This window comes from Desulfosarcina variabilis str. Montpellier, assembly GCF_048565275.1.
Lineage (GTDB): Bacteria > Desulfobacterota > Desulfobacteria > Desulfobacterales > Desulfosarcinaceae > Desulfosarcina > Desulfosarcina variabilis.
Genome location: NZ_CP159846.1, coordinates 8,539,406 through 8,558,897 on the forward strand (window position 1 = coordinate 8,539,406; position 19,492 = coordinate 8,558,897).

The window sequence follows — 19,492 nt, forward strand, 5'->3', positions numbered from 1 at the left end:
AGGAGATAAAGATGAGAAATAATATCTGATATATCCGTCCCATTTATTTTTACGTCGACCCTGTTGGTTTGTCGAATGCGCACGATTACCACTCACTATGCAGTTGCCGTTCCACATCCGACCACCGGGCCTTCAGGTTGGCAACGGCGTCCAGGGCAATGTCCAGGTGGAGCGGCATGTATTTCTCATAAATTTCGTCGTGCAGTTTCTTGTCTTTGATGCCGCGGCGTTGCAGCGGCATATCCGACACCAGCATGATGGAACCAATGGGGACTTCATACCGATAGGCCACGGAAAAAAGCGTGGCCAGTTCCATCTCGATGGCCAAAATCCGCTGACAACGCAGATAATCCACAAAATTTTCGTCAAATTCCCACAACCGACGATCCGTGGTATAGACGATCCCGCATCGGGGTATGATTTTGTGCGCCTTGACCGCGCCGATACACCGCAGGTTCACGGACATGGCCGGCTGAGCGGGAAATTCAATGGGCAGGTAATGTCGACTGGTCCCTTCTCCGCGAATGGCGGCCGTGGGCACCACGAAGTCGCCGACCTCCAGAATATCGTCAATACCGCCACACATCCCGACCATGACCACGGTTTTCAGATTGTCCAGATAGGCCAAGCCGTTGACAACCAGGGCGGCCTGGGGTGATCCGATACCAAAATCGATCATGGTGCAGTCCAGGTCCGGCGCATTGACAATCCGGAAATTGTTTTCCAGTATCGGGCAGTCGGTGCGTTCGGCAAACGCCTTGATATATTGACGGAAATTGGTGATCAATATGTGACTGCAAATATCTTCGAGCTTGCAGTTGGTATAGCGCTCCAGGGTTTGGCGGATGTACTCGTGTTCTTTAAGTCCCATAACTCCCCAATTTGCGGATCACATCAAACGTAGCAAGATGAAAAAGCAACCCATTTATTAGGCATGGGTTGTAAAAAAATGTCAAATGACAAATTCAAAATAGCAAATGAATGGATTCCAGTTTTTTAAATCAGGCGCAGCGCTCAAGGAAGCTTAACGGATTCCACCAGATCCATCGACAGGTGGTAGGCATGCCGACTGCTACCGGCGTCAATGCCCATGCGGGAAGCGATTCCCTGGGAATTAACGGCATCGGCGACTGCACGGCGCAGCAGTTTACCATGCGCATCATATTGATGCATGGCCCATCCGCCGCCGTTTACTTCCATCAGATCCACGATGGTTCGGCCCTGGCCCTGATAACGGCATGTCCGTGTGCCGTCATTGATGGCACCAGCGGTAATCAAGCCCCCTTCAGGCATGAAAAACAAGAAACGGATATCGGCCATCACCCCTTGGGCGAAGTCCGGGTTCTCAAAGGGGCCAAAGGCTCGTTTAACGGTAATCGAGTGCCTGTCATCGACAGCTTCGAAAAGGACCATGCCCTCCAATGTCATCAACACGCAGTGGATGGATTCATTGTGAGTTGAGAGGACCACTACGCCAGTGAAAGTGGCCTGCCTGCCACCGTAAAACCGTGCACGAATGGTGTGCACCAACTGCCAGCGTCCCTGGGGGAAATGGGACCGGCAGTCCATTTCAATCGCAGGAATCCTGTTCGCCTCCATGGGCTCGATGGTCGGCAGCTGGGCACATGCGCCCATCAGCAATAACATGCCCGCCAGGAGCCACTTCATCGCGCATCCTGAAAGAGCCGGTCATCCAGGTCAGGATTGACATGGGTATCGCTGAAAACCATGCGGGTGAACGCCTTTTCACTTTCAAAAATCAGCACCTCCTGAATGACGCCCGGTGTGCCGGCCATGACCAGTTCAATACGCTGAATAAACCGCTGCATGCCCTCATCCTTGGGTACCATCAATATCCGGTTCCCTTCGCAGAGACTGGCATCGAAAAGGGGATTGTCCTGAAAACGGCCGCTGAGCCAGCCGCTGATCTCGGGCATTACCACCTGCATGGCCTGCATCCGGGCACTGGCATCTTCCACCAGTCGTCCCCCTTGCTCGGATTCAACGAACCGTCTGGTCTCACCATCGTGCATGATCAGCACGCTTTTAACCGGAGCGGTGTACTCCCATCTCAGGGCATCCGGACGCCGGTAGTAAAGACGCCCGGTGGACACCAGTGGTTTGGCCAGAATCGGCAGATGCTTTTCCTGAACAAAGTCGGCCTGTACAGCCATAACGTTGGCCGCCGCGCCCCGGATGCCGTCAAAGGAATCCGCCCAGCCCAGGCACAGTCCGGCGGCCAGGAGCATTATGATGGCCAGCCAGGCGTGTATCCCTCGTTTTCGGCCACGAACAATGAATTGCGCTGAAAAAAGCTTATGGAAGGAGGATCGTTGTAGCATGGATGGTATCGAGCGAAGCCTTTGGTTTCATGGATGTCAAATCAAACCGCCTGAGTATTGCAAGCATTGCAGGTTGGGTTGAGGCACGAACCCCAACAGATTGCTTTATTTGGTCCTTTTGTCTGGACCGTTTGGGGTCAGAAAGGGTAGCTCGGGGTTCAGGACAAGGCCGCAGGGAGGTCGAGACCGCAGGCGTAGCCTTCGCTACGTTGAGGATCTCGGCCGAGCGAGAACGCCGGCCTGGGCCTCGAGATGCCCTTTCTGACCCCGAACGGATTAGCACATGCCGCCGTTTACGCATATGGTCTGCCCACAAATATAGGAAGCATCCGCCGAACACAAAAAACGAACCACCCGGGCCACCTCCTCGGCTTTACCCACCCGGGCCATGGGAATCATGTTCTTGATGTTGGGCATGGGGATATCCTTGATCATATCGGTTTCGATAAACCCTGGCGCCACAACATTGACCCGGATTCCCATTCGGGCGACTTCGGCGGCCAGGCTGCGACTGGCGCCGATCAGGCCGGCTTTGGCGGCGCTGTAGTTGGCCTGCCCCCGGTTGGGCATCAACCCGGCCACCGAGGCGATGGAAACCACGCTGCCGCGACGCTGGCGGACCATTTTCTCGATCACCGGCCGGGTAACATTGTAAAATCCGTCCAGGGTCGTGTCCACCACCCGTTTCCAGTCGTCCCGGGACATCATCATAAACAGGCCATCGGCAGTGACCCCGGCATTGTTGACCAACACATCAAGGCGTTCCACCGTCTCCAGAAGGCCTTGGATGGCACTGGCACTCTGCTTGGCATCACGCACGTCAAAGCCCAGAATCCGGCCCCCGCCCCCTTGGGCGTTCACCTGTTGCAACGTTTCAAGGGCCCCTTTTTCATCCGAGTGAAAGTTGACCACCACATCAAAACCACTACGGCCCAGCTCCACGCAAATGGCCCGTCCGATGCCCTTGGACCCACCGGTTACCAGGGCTATGGGGCGATTGTTATTATCGTTCATTTAGCCTAATCCCCTTTTCCTGTCAGCTTTCGGCGATCTCCTCCGGTTGCGCTTCAACGATCTGCAGCACCACATCGGCCGCCAGCTGCCCACCAATGGTTGCCGTGCCCCGGATTTCACGTAAGTTGTCGAATACGAATGCGTTGGTGGTGGTCGTGGTAATGGTTTCACCGGAAGCGATGGACGCCACGTGGAACTGAGCGGATTTGACCCCCACCAGCCATCCTCGGGTAGGCTCCCCCTGGCCGTGTGGGTCGATCCGCTTCAGGCTGTTGTGGACGCCGGCGGCCTGGGCAACCAGTTCCACCAGAATCAACGGATTGATCGTCCCGTTGTCGTACATCGGCCACTGGTCGTGGGTCACGGACAATACCGTGGCCTGATCATCGGTGATGGAAAGAATCTCGTCCACCAACAGCATTCGACCGCGATGGGGGATGAGGGATTCAACATTCAATATATCGGTTGTAGACATGGTATGCGCAAAAAGGCTTGAAAAGAATATCGATCATTATTATGATAACTGTTTTCGGTAACAGGATACTACACGAATTAACAAGGCCTGTAAAGGAAATGCCCCATGGAAGACTTGATCAATGAACTTCGCCATAAAATCGTTGAAGCGTTGAACCTTCAGGATGTCTCACCGTCCGACATTGATGCCGACGAGCAATTGGTGGGTGGACGTTTGGGTATCGACTCCATCGACGTGCTCGAGATGGTGATGCTGGTGGAAAAAGACTACGGCCTGTCCATCGACAACCGCGACCTGGGCGCCAAGGTATTCGCCTCGGTGCGGGCGCTTGCTGATTTCATCAACAATCCGTCCTCTCAGCCGGCCAACTGACACCATCCATTCGTTTGTTCTCTCGATCATTGATGATAACAAAATGAAGATCCTGCTGGTCTCTGCAAATACATTGAAGGAACCCTATCCGGTTTATCCCCTCGGCCTGGACCATGTCGCTGCATCCATTCATGCCAGGCACCAGGTGTGTATCGAAGATCTCAATGCGTTGCCGGACACAGGCAGTCTTGCCCAACGGATTCGACAGTTCGAACCACAGCTGATCGGCATCTCGCTGCGCAACATCGATAACACCGATACAACGGACCCCGTCGGATTCATTGGCGGGTACCGGGAAGTGATCAAGGTCATTCGGCAGGTATCGCGTGTCCCCATCGTGCTGGGCGGCAGTGGGTTCACCCTTTTCCCCCATCGGGTCATGTCGGAACTGGCGGCTGATTTCGGTACTATTGGTGAGGGAGAGCGGTTTAACCTGCTGATCGATGCGTTGGAAGCGGGCATGGATCCAAGGGGCCTGCCCGGCATCATCCTGCCTGACGAAAAGGATGTTGCCTTTCCGGCCCCCTGGGCCGGCAGCCGCACCCCCAGACCCGACCAACAGGTGGCGCATCTTACGTGGTATATCGAGCATGGTGCCATGCTGAACCTGCAAACCAAACGCGGTTGCCCCTTTCGGTGCATCTATTGTACCTACCCGTTGATCGAAGGGCGCAAACTGCGCTTGGTGGCTCCCGACGAAGCGGCGCAGACAGCCCTGGCCCTTGAAACCGCCGGTGCCCGATACATTTATATCACCGATTCTTCCTTCAATGCCGACATCGACCATTCCCTGGCCGTGGCCCGGGCATTTAAAAATGCAGGGGTAACCGTTCCCTGGGGGACGTTTTTCACGCCCATGCATTTGCCGGAAGGGTATTTTGAGACACTGGCCGAGGCAGGGCTAAAGCATGTGGAGTTTGGTACCGATACGCTATCCGATACAGTGCTCAAATCCTACTGCAAGCCGTTTACGGTCGAACAGGTGTTCACGGCCCATGAGGCGGCGCTTGGCGCCGGTTGCCACGTGGCCCATTATTTCCTGCTGGGTGGGCCGGGAGAAACCGTATCGACATTGCAGGAAACGCTGGATCATATTGACACGCTTCGGAAAACAATACTATTTTTTTTCTGCGGGATGCGCGTCTATCCCCATACGGCGTTGTTTGACCGCTGCCTGGCAGACGGGCAGCTGGAGCATGGTGCCGATTTGTTGGCACCGTTTTTTTATCAAACCGATGCCATCGATAAAGAAACGATCATGCAGCAGGTCAGCCAAAAGGCTGCCGGTCGATTCAATTGGGTGTTTGGCGGGGGGGGAGACGTGACGGCGTCCATCATCCGGCGCATGTATGCCAAGGGGTTTTCCGGCCCGCTGTGGGAATATCTGGCCCGCTGAAACCTTGCAGGACTCCGCGGGTTTCAGCAATCGACTGAGCCACACCCCAAACAGACGTCCATGGGCCTCAAAGACATCGATAGAATGATTTATTTAACCTTAGCTTTGTTAAAAGTAGATTAGAAAAACAAATGCGTATGTGGTATAAGTATATGTCTGATAACCAGGGTGGGAAGGATGAAATCAGGGCCCGTATCCAGGTTCCGCCGGATTCGCCGTGGTTTGATGGCCATTTCCCTGAAGCGCCGTTGCTTCCCGGTGTCGCACAGCTGGGAATGGTTCATGACCTTTTGATCCGCATATTCAAGGAAAAGCGCCCCGTCACCCAAGTCAGCCGCGTGCGCTTCAAGCAGATGATCCGTCCCCATCAATCCCTGGTACTGACTGTAAAAATCGGCGCCGACGATGCAAGCCACAGCTTTCGCATCACTGGTGACGAGGGATTGATCTGTAGCGGTCAAATGCGGCTGGGTGCACAAAAAGGTATTCCGCATTCCTAAAAAATGGGGAATAATTTTCGTGTTCGATTTTTTTCCAAAGGAGACCTTGATACCATGGTAGTGGAAACCGATAAGATCATTCTGCGCATCGCAGAAATCATGATCAATGAGCTTAAACTGGAGGACGTCACCCCGCAAACCTTTGATCCGGACATTGATCTGGTGGACGAGGTGGGCATTGACAGTATGGATCTGGCCACCGTGGCCCTGGTACTACGTGATGAGTATGCAGTGCGGATCGATGAAGACGATTATCCAAAGCTGACCACGGTACGACTGATCGGTGAATATATCCAGGACAAGCTGGCCGCTTAGTTTGATAAACCACAGCAACCTTTAAGCGTAATGGTTTTTTCCATGGATGCCAAACCAACCTGGAAGTTCTCAGACCTGATTGATGATCCCGACGTCGGGAAGCGCTGGGAAAAAGTGCGCCGATATTTCTTTTTGCGCGAATCCACCTATGACATGACCCGGCGCTGTAACATCCGCTGCAACGGATGTTATTTTTACGAAGGTGACAAACAGCACACCACGGACAATACCAATCCCGAGGATTGGCGACAGTTGATGCAGGCGGAGAAAGCACGCGGCATCACCTTCGTGGTGCTGGCCGGCGCCGAACCGTCGCTGGTGCCGGACCTTTGCCAGGTCTGTTATGATGAAATACCGATGGGCTGCATTGCCACCAACGGTCTCAAACGGATTCCCGAAAAGGTGGGCTACCGTATCCATATTTCGGCATGGGGCAATGATGAAACCAGTTTGCGAACCCGCAACGCCAAACAGATGCTGGTTCGTCAGCTGGACAACTACGCCAGGGATCCGCGGGCGGTCTTTGTCTACACCTTTACCCGACATAACATCGACCAGGCCGAATCCGTGGTCCGCACCCTGGCCACGCATGGCGCCAAGGTGACCTTCAACATGTTCAGCGCACCGGTCGGCTACACCGGTAATCTGCGTCACACACCGTTAAGTCTGGCCGACACGCGCAGGACCATGATCGACCTTTTGCAGAGCTATCCGGATACGGTTCTTTTTTCCTGGTACAGTGCCATGGCCCATACCCATGAAAAGGGACTCCACGATCTGTTTAAATGCTCCTATCCCCGGTGCAATCCTTCCACGGACGTGGGGCTGGGACGTTCTTTTCGCCAATATCGAACCGACCTGACCTGGGATCGAAAAGCGGCCTGCTGCGTCCCCGATACGGACTGCGCGGATTGTCGTCACTACGCCGCGGCCAGTGCCGTGGTCACGGCCAGGCTGTTCCGCCATGCTGTGGATCCGCTCACATTCCGGTCATGGCTTGACTTTGTGGATACCTACCTGGCCGTGTGGGTAAAAGGGTACGTCAAGGGAAAGAACCTGTGCAATTCGGTTGTTTATCCGCCCGGTGCGAAGCAGACCGCCAACTGAAGGATCTTGATTTATGAAAACCGTCAGCTCTCTGCTGGACGACCAATGGTACGCCCGGTACAAGCGCATTTCCAAGCTCAATATCCGCAGCTCCATCTATGATGTGACCAACCGTTGCAACCTGCGTTGTAAAGGATGTTTTTTCTTCTCCTCCGGTGAGCACAAGGTGGCCGAAGAAGAGATGGACCTGTCCCGCTGGGAAGCCTTTGTGGACAAAGAAAAGGACCGCGGGGTCAATTTGGCCATTCTCATCGGCGGCGAACCGACCCTGTGCCTGGATCGAGTGGAAGCCTTCTACAAACGACTGCCCACGTTTTGCGCCAGCAATGGGATCATCAAGGTGCCCCGTGATCGCTTTCCGGACATGATGGTCGGTATCAGTCTGTGGGGCGATGAAGAAGACGAAAAACTCCTGCGCGGCAAGGATGCCTTTTCCATCTCCAGCAAGCATTATGAGGGTGATCCGTACACGTACTATCTTTATACCATTACCCCCAAACAATTGGGCAAAACCGAACGGATCATAAAGAAAATCCGTGACGTGGGGCTCAAGGTGCACATGCAGCTGCTCTCCAACGACGAGGGGGTGGATGGCTTCCACTGGCAACCCGAGGAACTGGTCCAAATCCGTGATGAAATGGACGAGGTGCTGGATCACTATCCGGACACGGTGATTTCTTCTAAATACTATCATGAGATCATCACCACCGGAAAAATGTTGGGCCGAACCTTTGGCTGGATGGAGTGCCCCTCGGTCACCGATCCGCTGGACAAACGTGATCCCAAACCCCGCCGGCTGACCAATTTTATCCGCTGGGCCTCGGATCTTCATACCATGCACCGCTGCTGCACATCGGAGACCCGCGACTGCAGTACCTGCAAAGACGGCGCGGCCCATATGAGCTGGGTGATGGTCAACAAACGGGCCCACATGCAAAGTAGCCAGGATTTACAAAACTGGATCGAAGTCTACGAAATGTTCGCCAAACTCTATCAATTCATTCCCTGGTAGGGGTAGTCGATTTTTAGGTTTTTCTCATGCCCAACGACCCCGTGGTAATTCTCGGATTTGACGCGGTCTCACCTTTGGGGATCGAATTTGAAAGCCAATGGCAAAGAGCGCTCGCCGGTCAAAGCGGTGTCGGTCCCTTGACCCGTTTTCGCATAAGCGACGACTTTCCCGTGCGCATTGCCGGTCAAGCACCGTCCATCGACCACCTGCCCTATGATTTTTTAACGCCCCGGCAGCAGGCCCGCTGGCCCTCCCCGATTTTCAAATACGCCTTGCTCACCGCCTCCCGGGCCCTGGATCACAGTGGATTGTCCATCACACCGGAGCTGGCCCCACGCACGGCTATCACCTTCAGCAGCGCCATCGGCGGCATGGATGCCGTTCTGGCGGCGGATCGCAAACTCATGGGCCAGGGTAAGCTACCGCCCCCTTTCGTCAATCCCAATGCCTGTATCAACATGGTCGGCGGCAAGGTGTCCATGCACACCGGTGCCACGGGACCGATCACCACGACCATCACCGCCTGCGCCACGGGGCTGACCTCCATGATCATGGGGGCCATGCTGATCAATGACGACCGGGCCGACGTGGCTATTTGCGGCGCGGTGGATTTCCCCCTGGTCGAACCCATCGTGGCCGGGTTCGGCACCATGGGCGGGGCGTTCATGCCCAAGGAAGGCGAGGATGCCGTGCCCCCCGAAAAAGCCAGCCGACCTTTCTCCCCAGGCCGCCGCGGGTTCGTGATCTCCGAAGGCGCGGGATGCATCATCATCGCAAGGCAATCCTTTGCCCGGGCCCACGGCCTTGCCGTGGCCGCTCAAATCGCCGGGTGGTCCATGACCGCCGACGCCTATCATCATGTCGCCCCCAATCTCAAGACCGTGCAGCGCTGTATTGCCGAGAGCATTACCAGGGCCGGCATTACGCCCGATCGCATCAGCGCCGTCAATGCCCACGCAGCCTCCACACGGGTAGGTGACCAGGTGGAAGCGGAGGCCTTGCAACAGGTATTCGGCAGTCGTATCCCGCCCATCACGGCCAACAAATCCATGATCGGCCACGCCATGGGGGCCGCCAGTGCCATTGAATCCATTTTTGCGATCCAGGGCCTTAAGGACGGCCTGTTGCCGCCCACGATCAACTATACCCCGGATCCGGCGCTTGGCCTTACCCGTGTGGTAACGTCGCAGCAGACGCTGGACCAGGAATATGTGTTGAAAAACGCCTTTGGGTTTGGCGGATGCAATGCGTGTATGGTAATTAGAAAAACATGAAACCACCCCTTAACCGACGCGTATTCGTGGTGGGTTACGATGCCGTGACCTGCCTGGGCAATACCTTTGAACACACCTGGCAGCGGGCCTTACGCGGGGAGGCGGGTTTTCGCCGTCTGACCCGTTGCGAAACCACGTCCCGCAGTAACGTGGTCGGAGAGATCCCCGACTGGCATCCCCAGGATTTTCCCTATATCGACAAAATGGACGGCCGCAATTGGAACGCAGCTTACGTACTGCTCACCATGGTGGGCTGCAAGCGGGCCCTGGAACATGCGGGGCTGGTCATGGACGATAGCATTGGCCTGCGCACCGCGTGTCTGGTCGGTTCGGCGCTAAACGGCACCGATGCCTACCGGATTGCCATGGATAATTACATTCATCATGGCCCGACCAAGGTCAGTCCCTACCTTTTGCCCAATCTGTGCGCCAACCTGCCGGCCAGCAAGGCCGGCATGCTGTTGGGCTTTACCGGCCCCATCTTCTCGCCCCAGGGCGCCTGCGCATCGGGCAACCATGCCATCGGCATCGGTGCCCGCATGATCCGGGATGGAGACTGCGACTTTGTTCTGGCCGGTGGTGTGGAAACCTGCCTGACCCCGGAAATCGTCCAGGGATTCGCCAACATGTGGGCCACCATCAAGGTGGGGGAAAGTGATCGGGCCTTTGCCGACCCGACCCAGGCCTCCCGTCCCTTTTCCGTGGATCGTCGGGGTATCGTACTGGGGGAAGGCTGCGGCGTGCTGGTGCTGGCCGCCGAGGAAGCGATCAAGGCCCACGGCCTGACCCCCCGGGCCGAGGTCCTGGGCGTCGGGTGGACCTCCGATGCCCATCATTTCACACTGCCCAACCAGGCCACCATTGTACGGGCCATCCGCCAGGCCCTGGACGATGCCGGCATTCCCCCGTCGGCGGTGGGATACGTCAATGCCCACGGCACATCCACCCAAAAAGGCGATGCCGTGGAGATCGAAAGCCTGCGCGAGGTGTTCGGATCGCATCTTGCGGGCATTCCAGTATCATCCAACAAATCCCAGATCGGCCATACCCTGGGTGCGGCCGCAGCCATTGAGGCGGCCCTGTCCATTGAAGGCATGCAGCAGGGCATCCTTTTGCCCACGGCCAATCATATCCCCGACCCTGCATTCGCCGACGTGGACGTGGTGCCCAATGCGGCCCGCCGCCACAGCTATGACACCATCCTGTCCAACGCCTTCGGGTTTGGCGGGACCAACTGCTGCATTGTTTTCCGGGGAGTACGAAATGCGGCCTAAGCCCTTTGTACCGGCGCCCCTTGACGACAACCCATCCTATGTCAAGGATCTGACCAGCGAGTTGGTCTGGCACTGCTGCGAAACACGGCCCTTATATGCCGACACCGACCGCAGCCAGGTCGTCTATCACGCCAACTATTTGAGATACTTTGAATTCGGACGTGCCTCGCTGATGCGCGAAGCCGCTTATCCGTACAAGGAAGTGGAGGAAAGCGGTTATGTCTATCCCATCATCAAAGTGGATATCGACTATTACCGCCCCCTGCATTACGACGAGGCCATGTGGGTATATACCCGGCCGTCGACATTGGAGCGCGTGCGTCTGCAGTTCGACTATGTGATCACTCACCAGGAATCGGGCGACATCGTATGCAAGGGTTTCACCCGCCACTGCGCGGTCAACCCCTCGGGCATCCCGGTGGAGGTGGACCCCAAAACCATTTACCTGTGGAATATCTTTCCAAAATCGTGAATGCCGACCCGACTGCCATATCTTTCGCCCTGCCACCGTTTTTCAAGGATCATCATGTGCAGGGCCGCCCGGTATTAGCAGCCGTGGAAGCCATGGAACTGCTCGTGGCCCATGCCGGGCGTCATTTTTCGGCAAGCACGGTCATAAATTTAACGAACATCCGCTTCGACAAATTCCTGTTTCTGGATACGCCCGAGCCACCGCCGACCTTTGCCCGCATCACCAGCAGCAACGACGGCACCCACCGCGCTGTACTGACATCACGCTTTAAACGACCCGGGGCTGCCATCACACGCACCCTGACCCATGTGTCGCTGACCATCGATCAGGAGTTGCCGCCGATTGATCCGCCGCCCGTGGATACGATTGCCTGTCTGACCGGCAGGCTCACCCGCGTGGATGTGGATCGAATTTACCAGGACATGGTGCCCTTTGGCCCGGCGTACCGCAACATCCGCCGACTGCTGATCTCGCCGGACGGCGCCCTGGCCCGGGTGGGATCGCCTGATCCACTTGACCCGCGGTCAGCACTTTGCCTGGGGTCCGGTTACGTGCTGGATGCGGCCTTTCACGCCGCCTGCGTCTGGTGCCAGCGGTATGGCAACACGGTGGCGTTTCCCGTGACCATCAAACGCCGCAGCATCGTTCGCCCCACCCGGCTGGATGAACCGTACACAGCCCGCATCGTGCCCATCCACAACGATGCGCCGCCATTTGTGTTCGATATTTTCATCTATGACAATACCGGCAGACTGTGCGAGGCCGTCCATCACATCGAAATGCGCGATGTCAGCGGCGGGCGCCGCAAGCCGCCGGCAGGATTCTGGCAGCCGGTCACGGGTGATCCCCTGTCCGCATTCAGTGGCCGCGTCAGCGGCATCGTCCTGCTTGAGCGTGAATCCATGGCCGAATTTGCCGCACTGGCCCTTTCGGACAAGGAAAAGCAGCGCTTGTCCCCTATGACCGCCACCCGCAGCAGGGGATATCTTTCGGCCCGACTGGCCCTCAAGCAGCTTAGCCGCAGCCTGGCAGACAGTGCGGACCGGCGCCCGGCCCAAACCATCGAAACCGTGGCCCCGGATGGGCAGCGTCCCCAATGCCCTTTGGCAGACGGGAGCATGCCTTATTGCAGCGTGGCCCATGACCATCGCTTTACCGTGGCCGTGGCCAGCCGTCATCCGGTGGGTGTGGATGTTGAACCCTTATCGGACAAGGCTAGCCGTGCCCCGGATCTTTTTATGACCCCCACGGAACAGGCCCTGGTCAAGCAAACATCTGTGGATGACGCGGCGGCAGCACTGCGGGTATGGAGCGCCAAGGAAGCCGTTGCCAAGGCAACAGGGCATGATCTGGCCGAGGTCTGGCAGCGGGTTCGGGTGACCCGGATCGTCACAGCGGAAAGCCGGCTGGTCATGGACGGGTGCACCGTGCTGATCGCCTGGCATATCCTGGTGGACAACCATCTGTTCACCCTATTGACCATGGAGGCACAGCCATGACCCATCCGGCCGTCTTTATCGGTGTCTTTGCAGCGGCCTACGTGGCTGGATCGGTGAATTTTTCCATCCTGGTGTTCCGGTTTACCAAACGCGAGGACCCGCGCCAACATGGCAGTGGTAATCCCGGCGCCACCAATGTGTATCGTCAGGCCGGCCTTGCCTGGGCGGCAGGTGTGCTGCTATTGGACATGGGCCGGGCCATGGCCGTGGCGTTTTTGGCCACTGCCCTGCTGCCCGTATGGCAGGTTCCCTGGGTGGGGCTGGGATTGATCATGGGTAATCACTGGCCCTTGTTTCATGGGTTGCGGGGTGGCAAGGGCGTGGCCAACTATCTGGGGTTTACGGTCATCGTCGCGCCGGTGTGGGCGCTGATCGGTGTATTGGCCTGGGGCGCGGCGCACCTGGTGTGGCGAACGCCTTTTTTGTCATCCTTTACCATGGTCCTGTGCCTGGCCGTCGGCACAGCCCTGGTTCAAGGAATGGGCGCTTGGGGAGGACTGGGTGTAGCAACCACCGTAGTGTTCATCGTGGTCTGCCACCATGCCAACATCCGTGGACGGTGGGGCAGTCGCAGCGGGAAGCGGTAAGTGGTAACGCCGAAGCAAGCGGATCATGCCCCGGGCCACAGCCCAGCGCATAAAAACATGGCTGTACTTGGCGCCGGCCAGGTACATCCCCAGCATGAACACCAGGTGAGAAAGGCCGTAGGCCACCGGCCCGCCGACCGCCACAATGACGGCATTGCCATAATACGCCGCGGCAATCCCCAGCAGGGAAATCAGCGGCCAACCAATTACATAGCTAAGGGCGATGGCCGACACCCCGGAAATCACCCTGAGGTCGGGGCGCTGGCGAAAGGCGCTCAAATCAGCCCGATCGACAATGGCCGATTGGACAAAACGAATCCGGGACAATTGCAGCACGATCTTTTTTATCGGCGTTTCGAAAAATTTCACGGGGACTTCAAACTCCTGGTGAATGAGGTGTATCTAAATCGTAACAACATAAATTAACCATCGAGAACCAACGGATCAAGGCAATTCCGAAACATTAATGATAATGAATAAAAAACGATCAACCCCACCATTGTCCGCCATCTGGCAGCGTATCGATCGGATTTACTGCATCACGCTCAAGGATCGAGGGGACCGTCAGGCCAGTGCAAAGGCGCAGTTTGCCCGTGTCGGACTGGATGGACAGGTTGATTTTTTCCTTGCTGAGCGGCACCCGAACAACTGTGAGCAGGGCATCTTTGAGTCCCATCTGGCCTGTCTGGCCATGGGATTGGAAGCTGGTGCCCGCCATGTTCTGGTTTTTGAGGATGATGTGATTTTTGGCCCCATTGATTACCGGCGGTTTCAGGCAGGCATCGACTTTTTCATGCAGCAGACCGATCAGGCCATGTTTTTTCTCGGCTGCTTAGTTGGCAAGAGTCGGCCCACCCACGCGCCGGGGGTACGCAAGGTTCGCTACCGGTGCCTCTCCCATGCATATCTGGTCAACGCCGCCCTGGCAGGACAAATTGTTCAAACGCCCTGGCAGGGTATTGCCTATGATGCCTTTTTGCGGGACTGCACCCGCCATCATTTTGCCCTTTACCCGTCGATTGCCTTTCAAAGCAATTCACCAACGGACAACGACCGCCAGCGCACCCTAGACATGATCCGCCGTCTGTTCGGCGGGCTGCGGATCATCCAGCTGGTCAACGAGCGCTACCACCGTTATCCAATCATCATCATCGCGGCGCATGTGTTGATCATCAGCGCCTTGATTCTTCTGTGGACCCTGATCCGATGACAACCCACTTTCATCATACCGGCCGACGCCGTCCGGAATATCCATTGCCATGCAACTGAAAACATCCATCAACCCGTTTACCCTTCTGGCAGTTGTGATCGTTGGTGCGGCTCTTCTGGCCATCACCCTTGCCCGTCTGACCATCGACACGGATATTGTCAGTTCTCTGCCCACAGGCGACCCGGTGATCGCCGACGGCGTACGATTGTTTGAAAAGAATCCCATCAAGGATAAGCTGGCCATCGATATCGGCTCGGCCGGCGGGGATTCATCCCGGTTGCTCCTATCCGCCGAAAAGGTGGAAGCTGCCCTGAAAAAAAGCGGCCTGTTCACAACGGTGGGCAACGCGTCCATGCAGACGGGCCTGACCGAACTGGCCGAACAGGTGGTCAGTCACCTGCCGCTACTTTTCACTGCCGAGGAACTTGAAAAGCAAGTGGCCCCCCGCCTGACCACTGATCAAATCCATAAGGCCTTGGTCCAGGTCAGGCAGGATTTGCTTCAAATGGACGGTATCGGCCAAGCCGCCACCATGGCCGCGGATCCGCTTGGGTTGCGGGCGATCGTCCTGGCCCGACTGGCCGCCTTGAATCCGGCACCCGGCGCCACCGTTCGTCGCGGCCGCATCTTTTCAGCAGACGGCCATCATCTGCTGGTACTGGCCACCCCCAAAGGGTCCGGCACCGACACCACCGTGGCCCGCAACCTGAACCAGTGCTTTGCCGACCTTGAAAAGATGTTGCAGGACGATTTCGGCGGCGACATCACCCTCACCCCCACCGGCGCGTACCGGGCCGCCCTGGACAACGAAACCATCATCAAGGGCGATGTACACCGGGCCATCCTTTGGGCCACCATCGGCATCGGCGTGCTGCTGCTGGCCGCTTTCAACCGCCCCCTGATGGGGCTCATGGCCCTGTTGCCGGCTTTGGCCGGAACGGTCACGGCCCTGTTCGTCTTCTCGCTGATCCATCGCAGCATTTCCGTCATGGTACTGGGATTTGGCGGGGCGATCATTTCCATCACCGTGGACCACGGCATCGCCTATCTCCTGTTCGTGGAGGACGGCAGCGGTAAGGCGTCAAGGGAAATCCGTGCCGTGGGCCTTCTGGCGGTGCTGACCTCCATCGGCGCCTTTGGCGTGCTGGCCTTCAGCGGGTTTGCCGTCTTCGAGCAACTGGGTTTGTTTACCGCCCTGGGCATCGGCTTTGCCTTTGTGTTCGTCCATACGGTGTTTCCCAGACTTTTAAAGGAAGGCATGCACCGTCAGCCTGGACCCAGGCGGCGGTTTTCGCACCTGGTGGACCGTCTGGCATCGACGGGCACCCCCGGATTGGTCCTGGCCCTTTTGGCCGGTCTGGTACTGGCTTTTTTCATCCGGCCCCAGTTCAACACCGAGCTGACCGCCATGAACAGCGTCAGCGAATCCACCCGGGCGGCCGACCAACTGATGACCACCGTGTGGGGTGACATCTTCTCCAGTGTCTACCTGATGACCGAGGCCGACGATCTGGCCGGGTTGCAGGCCAAAAACGACCGGTTGCTGGAACAGATCAACATGCAGGTACGCGCCAAGGCCATCGAACAACCGGTGACCCCGTCCCTGTTTTTTCCCGGCCCGGACCGCAGCGCACAAAATCTTGCAGCCTGGAAAACGTTCTGGACCACCGATCGCATCCAAACCGTTGCTACCGCCCTGAACCGTGAAGGTGAGGCACTGGGCTTTGCCGCCGGCGCGTTTAGCGGTTTCATCGACCTTCTTGCCGCACCGTCCATGCAGCCGGTCCCCATTGGCCCCGCCGTTCAGCCCCTTTTTGGAATCTCAAAGGATCAAACCGATGGCACCTGGCGACAAATGACGCGTATCAACCGTGGTCCCCAATTCGACGGCGAGCAATTTTTCCAGCGCGTCGCGCCTCTGGCCACGGTGTTCGACCCGGCCCTTTTTTCCCAACATATGGGCGATCTTTTGTTTGGCACGTTCATGCGCATGCTGGTGATCATCGGGATCAGCCTGGTGGTGCTGCTGATCATCTTTTTTGTCGATGTGCGGCTGCTGATCATCGCCCTGCTGCCCCTGGTTTTTGCCTTTGTCTGTACCCTGGGTACATTGGGAATCCTGGGGCGGCCACTGGATATCCCGGCCCTGATGCTGTCGGTAATCATCCTGGGCATGGGCGTGGACTACACCTTGTTGATGGTCCGGGGATACCAGCGCTATCAACGCTTTGATCATCCTTTTTTCGCCGTGGTGCGCACGGCCGTGGTCATGGCCGCCGCGTCGACCCTGGTGGGCTTTGCGGTTCTTCTGACTGCCGACCACAACCTGCTCAAAAGCGCCGGATTGATCTCGTTTCTGGGCATCGGTTACTGTTTGGTCGGAGCGCTGCTTATCCTTCCGCCACTGTTAAAGCACCGTTTCAAAAGGCCAACGTCTTCGTTCGCCAGCATCGAAGACCGTTATAGCCATCTGGAACCCTACCCACGCCTGTTTGCCCACTTCAAACTGCGCCTGGATCCTCTGTTTGCCGAACTGCCGGCCCTGCTTCCTGAAAAAGCCGACCTGGCCAATATCCTGGATGTGGGCTGCGGATACGGGGTGCCGGCCTCCTGGATGGCCAGACGCTATCCCAAGGCATTTGTTTACGGTATCGAGCCCCAGGCTGAACAGGTTCGCGTGGCCAGCCTGGTTTTGGGTGACCGTGGCAAAATTGTCCAAGGGGGCGCACCGACGCTGCCCTCAACCGATGTGCTCTTGGACCTGGCAACGCTTTTGGATATGAGTCACTATCTTCAGGATTGGGAATTGGAAAAAACCCTGGTACAAATCCATGCCCGTTTGATACCCGGCGGCCGGTTGATCATGCGATCGGTCCTGCCCCGGTCGGATGCCCCCCACTGGACCTGGCATCTGGAGGACCTCAAACTCAGATTCAGGGGAATAACGGTGTGCTACCGCGATCCGCAAACCATCGAAACCATCCTGTGCCAATGCGGATTCGAAGTACTGGACAGCCGGGCTTCGGGTGACCGAGAGGATATGTGGTGGCATGTGGCGGAAGCGAAGTAGGGTAAGGGACGGCCCTTGCCTTTCATCCCCTGTCCGTATACTCTTTGGTTCCTGGTCTTTGGTTCCTTCAAATTCTGACATTGCAAGCTCGACGTCGACAATCGCCTCATTTACCTTCATTTCATACTATCATTGTATCAGGCATAGATGAAGCACTTGACTTACCTGGCTAACAAAGTCATCCACATACTTTTTAGAGCAAGATAAGCAAAAGCAGCTTTTACAGTTGACAGGGGGCGGGTTACCGAACCGAGAAGGGATCCGTCTGACCAGTGACGAGCGCATCCTCGGCAGCAGCGAGTTTTTCGAACCTACGAGACAATGAAACAATGTCACGGAATCACTCGAAATCCCCGATTTATCTCTTGATTTTCTCTAACGCTATTGTTATTGAAATACTCAAACTTATACAATTCTAAAATTTATTAAATTACATTTATCTCATTGTTATTTTGGGCGAAAGATTTGTTTACTCGGAGGCCTAAAAAATTATGATAAGACGATTTTACAAGAAAAACTGTTTTTTTTACATTTCGCACTATTGTTTGTTACTTTGTTTTTTTATCCAACTAAATGGCTGCTTCAGCATGGCCCCAACTACCCCAACGCTTATTGCTGCAATTTCTTCAAATAATACTGAACAAGCTAAAAATTTGATAGAAAAAAACTACGATTTAAATACTTTTGATGAAAATGGGAATGCAGCTTTACACCATACCGCAGCAAAAAAATGTTCAATTGAAATTACGAAAAAGTTAATAGCTAATGGCGCAGATGTTAATATCAAAAACCTAAAGGGTTTGTCTCCATTATCGATCGCTATAAAATCCCATAACACTGAGACATTTAGTTGGCTCATTGAAAATGGAGCCGATATCAACTCTGTTGACTATCAAGGACATACGCCGATATTTTATGCTGCGTACTCAGGCTTCTCAGATATGGTGGCTCAACTTATCAACAATGGAGCTGATGTCAATGCAGCCGCCAAGGATGGGAGAACACCTTTACACGCGGCCGCTATCGGTGAACAAGTAGATTGTCTTAAATTATGTTTGCAAGCAGGTGCAATTCCCAGGCAAAGCGACAAAAGTGAGGAAGCTATCCTTGCGACTGCAATGCTATACAAATTAACAGCTGATTATCATTTAGAAAATTCTAATATCAAAAAGGCAAAGGAAGAACTTAATGTATCAGTATGTTTTTTTGAAAATGCTTCATCATTATTTGCCGATAGGGCCAGTTCAATTAAAACAAAACTATTTGTTGGCTATGCTTTGAGTGGGATTTGTCTTTTCCTATCAGCAACAAGTGCCAGTTTACAGGCTACAACGAATATGGTGCCAACTCCATCTGGAAATTTGGTGGGAATAGGTACGTCAGCTGTTTATTTGCCTGATTCATCAAATACGTCAAAAAACTGGAATGCATCTGATTTTTATAATTTACTTTCAACCAATAGTGAGAAAAAACTAAACGAATGTAGAAATCTTCAATTATGTCTTAACCAACTTTCTTTGAACGAAGATCCCAAGCAATGTTTAAATTAGAAAATAGCCTCTATAGAGATAGG

At 55.6% G+C, this 19,492-nt stretch carries 19 protein-coding genes; 14 read left to right on the forward strand and 5 right to left on the reverse strand.

The window, feature by feature from the left end; translation table 11 throughout:
- Positions 1–85: 85 nt before the first annotated feature.
- The 5 genes from Dvar_RS38510 to Dvar_RS38530 form a co-directional block, all read right to left on the reverse strand.
- On the reverse strand, positions 86–871 hold the full coding sequence (locus Dvar_RS38510) for an AMP nucleosidase (protein WP_419658775.1): 786 nt from the start codon (positions 869–871) through the stop codon (positions 86–88).
- A 143-nt stretch (positions 872–1,014) separates the two neighbouring features.
- Positions 1,015–1,668 (reverse strand): hypothetical protein, encoded by a 654-nt coding sequence (locus tag Dvar_RS38515; protein WP_419658776.1) that lies wholly within the window; start codon positions 1,666–1,668, stop codon positions 1,015–1,017.
- Positions 1,665–2,342: an outer membrane lipoprotein carrier protein LolA gene (locus Dvar_RS38520; RefSeq protein WP_419658777.1), complete on the reverse strand. Its 678-nt coding sequence runs from the start codon at positions 2,340–2,342 to the stop codon at positions 1,665–1,667. The genes Dvar_RS38515 and Dvar_RS38520 overlap by 4 nt, the downstream gene beginning before the upstream one ends.
- Positions 2,343–2,618: 276 nt before the next feature.
- Positions 2,619–3,356: a 3-oxoacyl-ACP reductase FabG gene (gene fabG / locus Dvar_RS38525; protein WP_419658778.1), complete on the reverse strand. Its 738-nt coding sequence runs from the start codon at positions 3,354–3,356 to the stop codon at positions 2,619–2,621.
- A gap of 22 nt (positions 3,357–3,378) precedes the next feature.
- Positions 3,379–3,831: a hypothetical protein gene (locus Dvar_RS38530; RefSeq protein ID WP_419658779.1), complete on the reverse strand. Its 453-nt coding sequence runs from the start codon at positions 3,829–3,831 to the stop codon at positions 3,379–3,381.
- Between the two features lie 105 nt (positions 3,832–3,936).
- Between Dvar_RS38530 and Dvar_RS38535 the strand changes: the two genes are divergently transcribed.
- The 14 genes from Dvar_RS38535 (at position 3,937) to Dvar_RS38600 (ending at position 19,469) form a co-directional block, all read left to right on the forward strand.
- Positions 3,937–4,203: a phosphopantetheine-binding protein gene (locus Dvar_RS38535; protein ID WP_419658780.1), complete on the forward strand. Its 267-nt coding sequence runs from the start codon at positions 3,937–3,939 to the stop codon at positions 4,201–4,203.
- A gap of 43 nt (positions 4,204–4,246) precedes the next feature.
- Positions 4,247–5,599 carry a lipid biosynthesis B12-binding/radical SAM protein gene (locus tag Dvar_RS38540; protein WP_419658781.1) on the forward strand — a complete coding sequence of 451 codons (1,353 nt, stop codon included), beginning with the start codon at positions 4,247–4,249 and terminating at the stop codon, positions 5,597–5,599.
- A gap of 152 nt (positions 5,600–5,751) precedes the next feature.
- Positions 5,752–6,099 carry a hypothetical protein gene (locus tag Dvar_RS38545; RefSeq protein ID WP_419658782.1) on the forward strand — a complete coding sequence of 116 codons (348 nt, stop codon included), beginning with the start codon at positions 5,752–5,754 and terminating at the stop codon, positions 6,097–6,099.
- A gap of 54 nt (positions 6,100–6,153) precedes the next feature.
- On the forward strand, positions 6,154–6,414 hold the full coding sequence (locus tag Dvar_RS38550) for an acyl carrier protein (RefSeq protein WP_419658783.1): 261 nt from the start codon (positions 6,154–6,156) through the stop codon (positions 6,412–6,414).
- A 42-nt stretch (positions 6,415–6,456) separates the two neighbouring features.
- Positions 6,457–7,521, forward strand: a complete 1,065-nt coding sequence (locus Dvar_RS38555; protein ID WP_419658784.1) for a radical SAM protein — start codon at positions 6,457–6,459, stop codon at positions 7,519–7,521.
- A 13-nt stretch (positions 7,522–7,534) separates the two neighbouring features.
- Positions 7,535–8,533: a radical SAM protein gene (locus Dvar_RS38560; protein WP_419658785.1), complete on the forward strand. Its 999-nt coding sequence runs from the start codon at positions 7,535–7,537 to the stop codon at positions 8,531–8,533.
- A 26-nt stretch (positions 8,534–8,559) separates the two neighbouring features.
- Positions 8,560–9,807 (forward strand): beta-ketoacyl-[acyl-carrier-protein] synthase family protein, encoded by a 1,248-nt coding sequence (locus Dvar_RS38565; RefSeq protein WP_419658786.1) that lies wholly within the window; start codon positions 8,560–8,562, stop codon positions 9,805–9,807.
- Positions 9,804–11,081 (forward strand): beta-ketoacyl-[acyl-carrier-protein] synthase family protein, encoded by a 1,278-nt coding sequence (locus Dvar_RS38570; RefSeq protein WP_419658787.1) that lies wholly within the window; start codon positions 9,804–9,806, stop codon positions 11,079–11,081. The genes Dvar_RS38565 and Dvar_RS38570 overlap by 4 nt, the downstream gene beginning before the upstream one ends.
- Positions 11,071–11,553 carry an acyl-CoA thioesterase gene (locus Dvar_RS38575; protein WP_419658788.1) on the forward strand — a complete coding sequence of 161 codons (483 nt, stop codon included), beginning with the start codon at positions 11,071–11,073 and terminating at the stop codon, positions 11,551–11,553. Before Dvar_RS38570 ends, Dvar_RS38575 begins: the two co-directional genes overlap by 11 nt.
- Entirely contained in the window at positions 11,550–13,052 is a 1,503-nt protein-coding gene (locus Dvar_RS38580) for a 4'-phosphopantetheinyl transferase superfamily protein (protein ID WP_419658789.1), read from the forward strand. Before Dvar_RS38575 ends, Dvar_RS38580 begins: the two co-directional genes overlap by 4 nt.
- On the forward strand, positions 13,049–13,639 hold the full coding sequence (locus tag Dvar_RS38585) for a glycerol-3-phosphate acyltransferase (RefSeq protein WP_419658790.1): 591 nt from the start codon (positions 13,049–13,051) through the stop codon (positions 13,637–13,639). Before Dvar_RS38580 ends, Dvar_RS38585 begins: the two co-directional genes overlap by 4 nt.
- Before the next feature lie 472 nt (positions 13,640–14,111).
- On the forward strand, positions 14,112–14,849 hold the full coding sequence (locus Dvar_RS38590; protein WP_419658791.1) for a glycosyltransferase: 738 nt from the start codon (positions 14,112–14,114) through the stop codon (positions 14,847–14,849).
- Positions 14,850–14,898: 49 nt separating this feature from the next.
- Positions 14,899–17,919, forward strand: a complete 3,021-nt coding sequence (locus tag Dvar_RS38595) for a methyltransferase domain-containing protein (protein ID WP_419658792.1) — start codon at positions 14,899–14,901, stop codon at positions 17,917–17,919.
- 587 nt (positions 17,920–18,506) lie between these two features.
- Positions 18,507–19,469 carry an ankyrin repeat domain-containing protein gene (locus Dvar_RS38600; RefSeq protein WP_419658793.1) on the forward strand — a complete coding sequence of 321 codons (963 nt, stop codon included), beginning with the start codon at positions 18,507–18,509 and terminating at the stop codon, positions 19,467–19,469.
- Positions 19,470–19,492 lie beyond the last annotated feature (23 nt).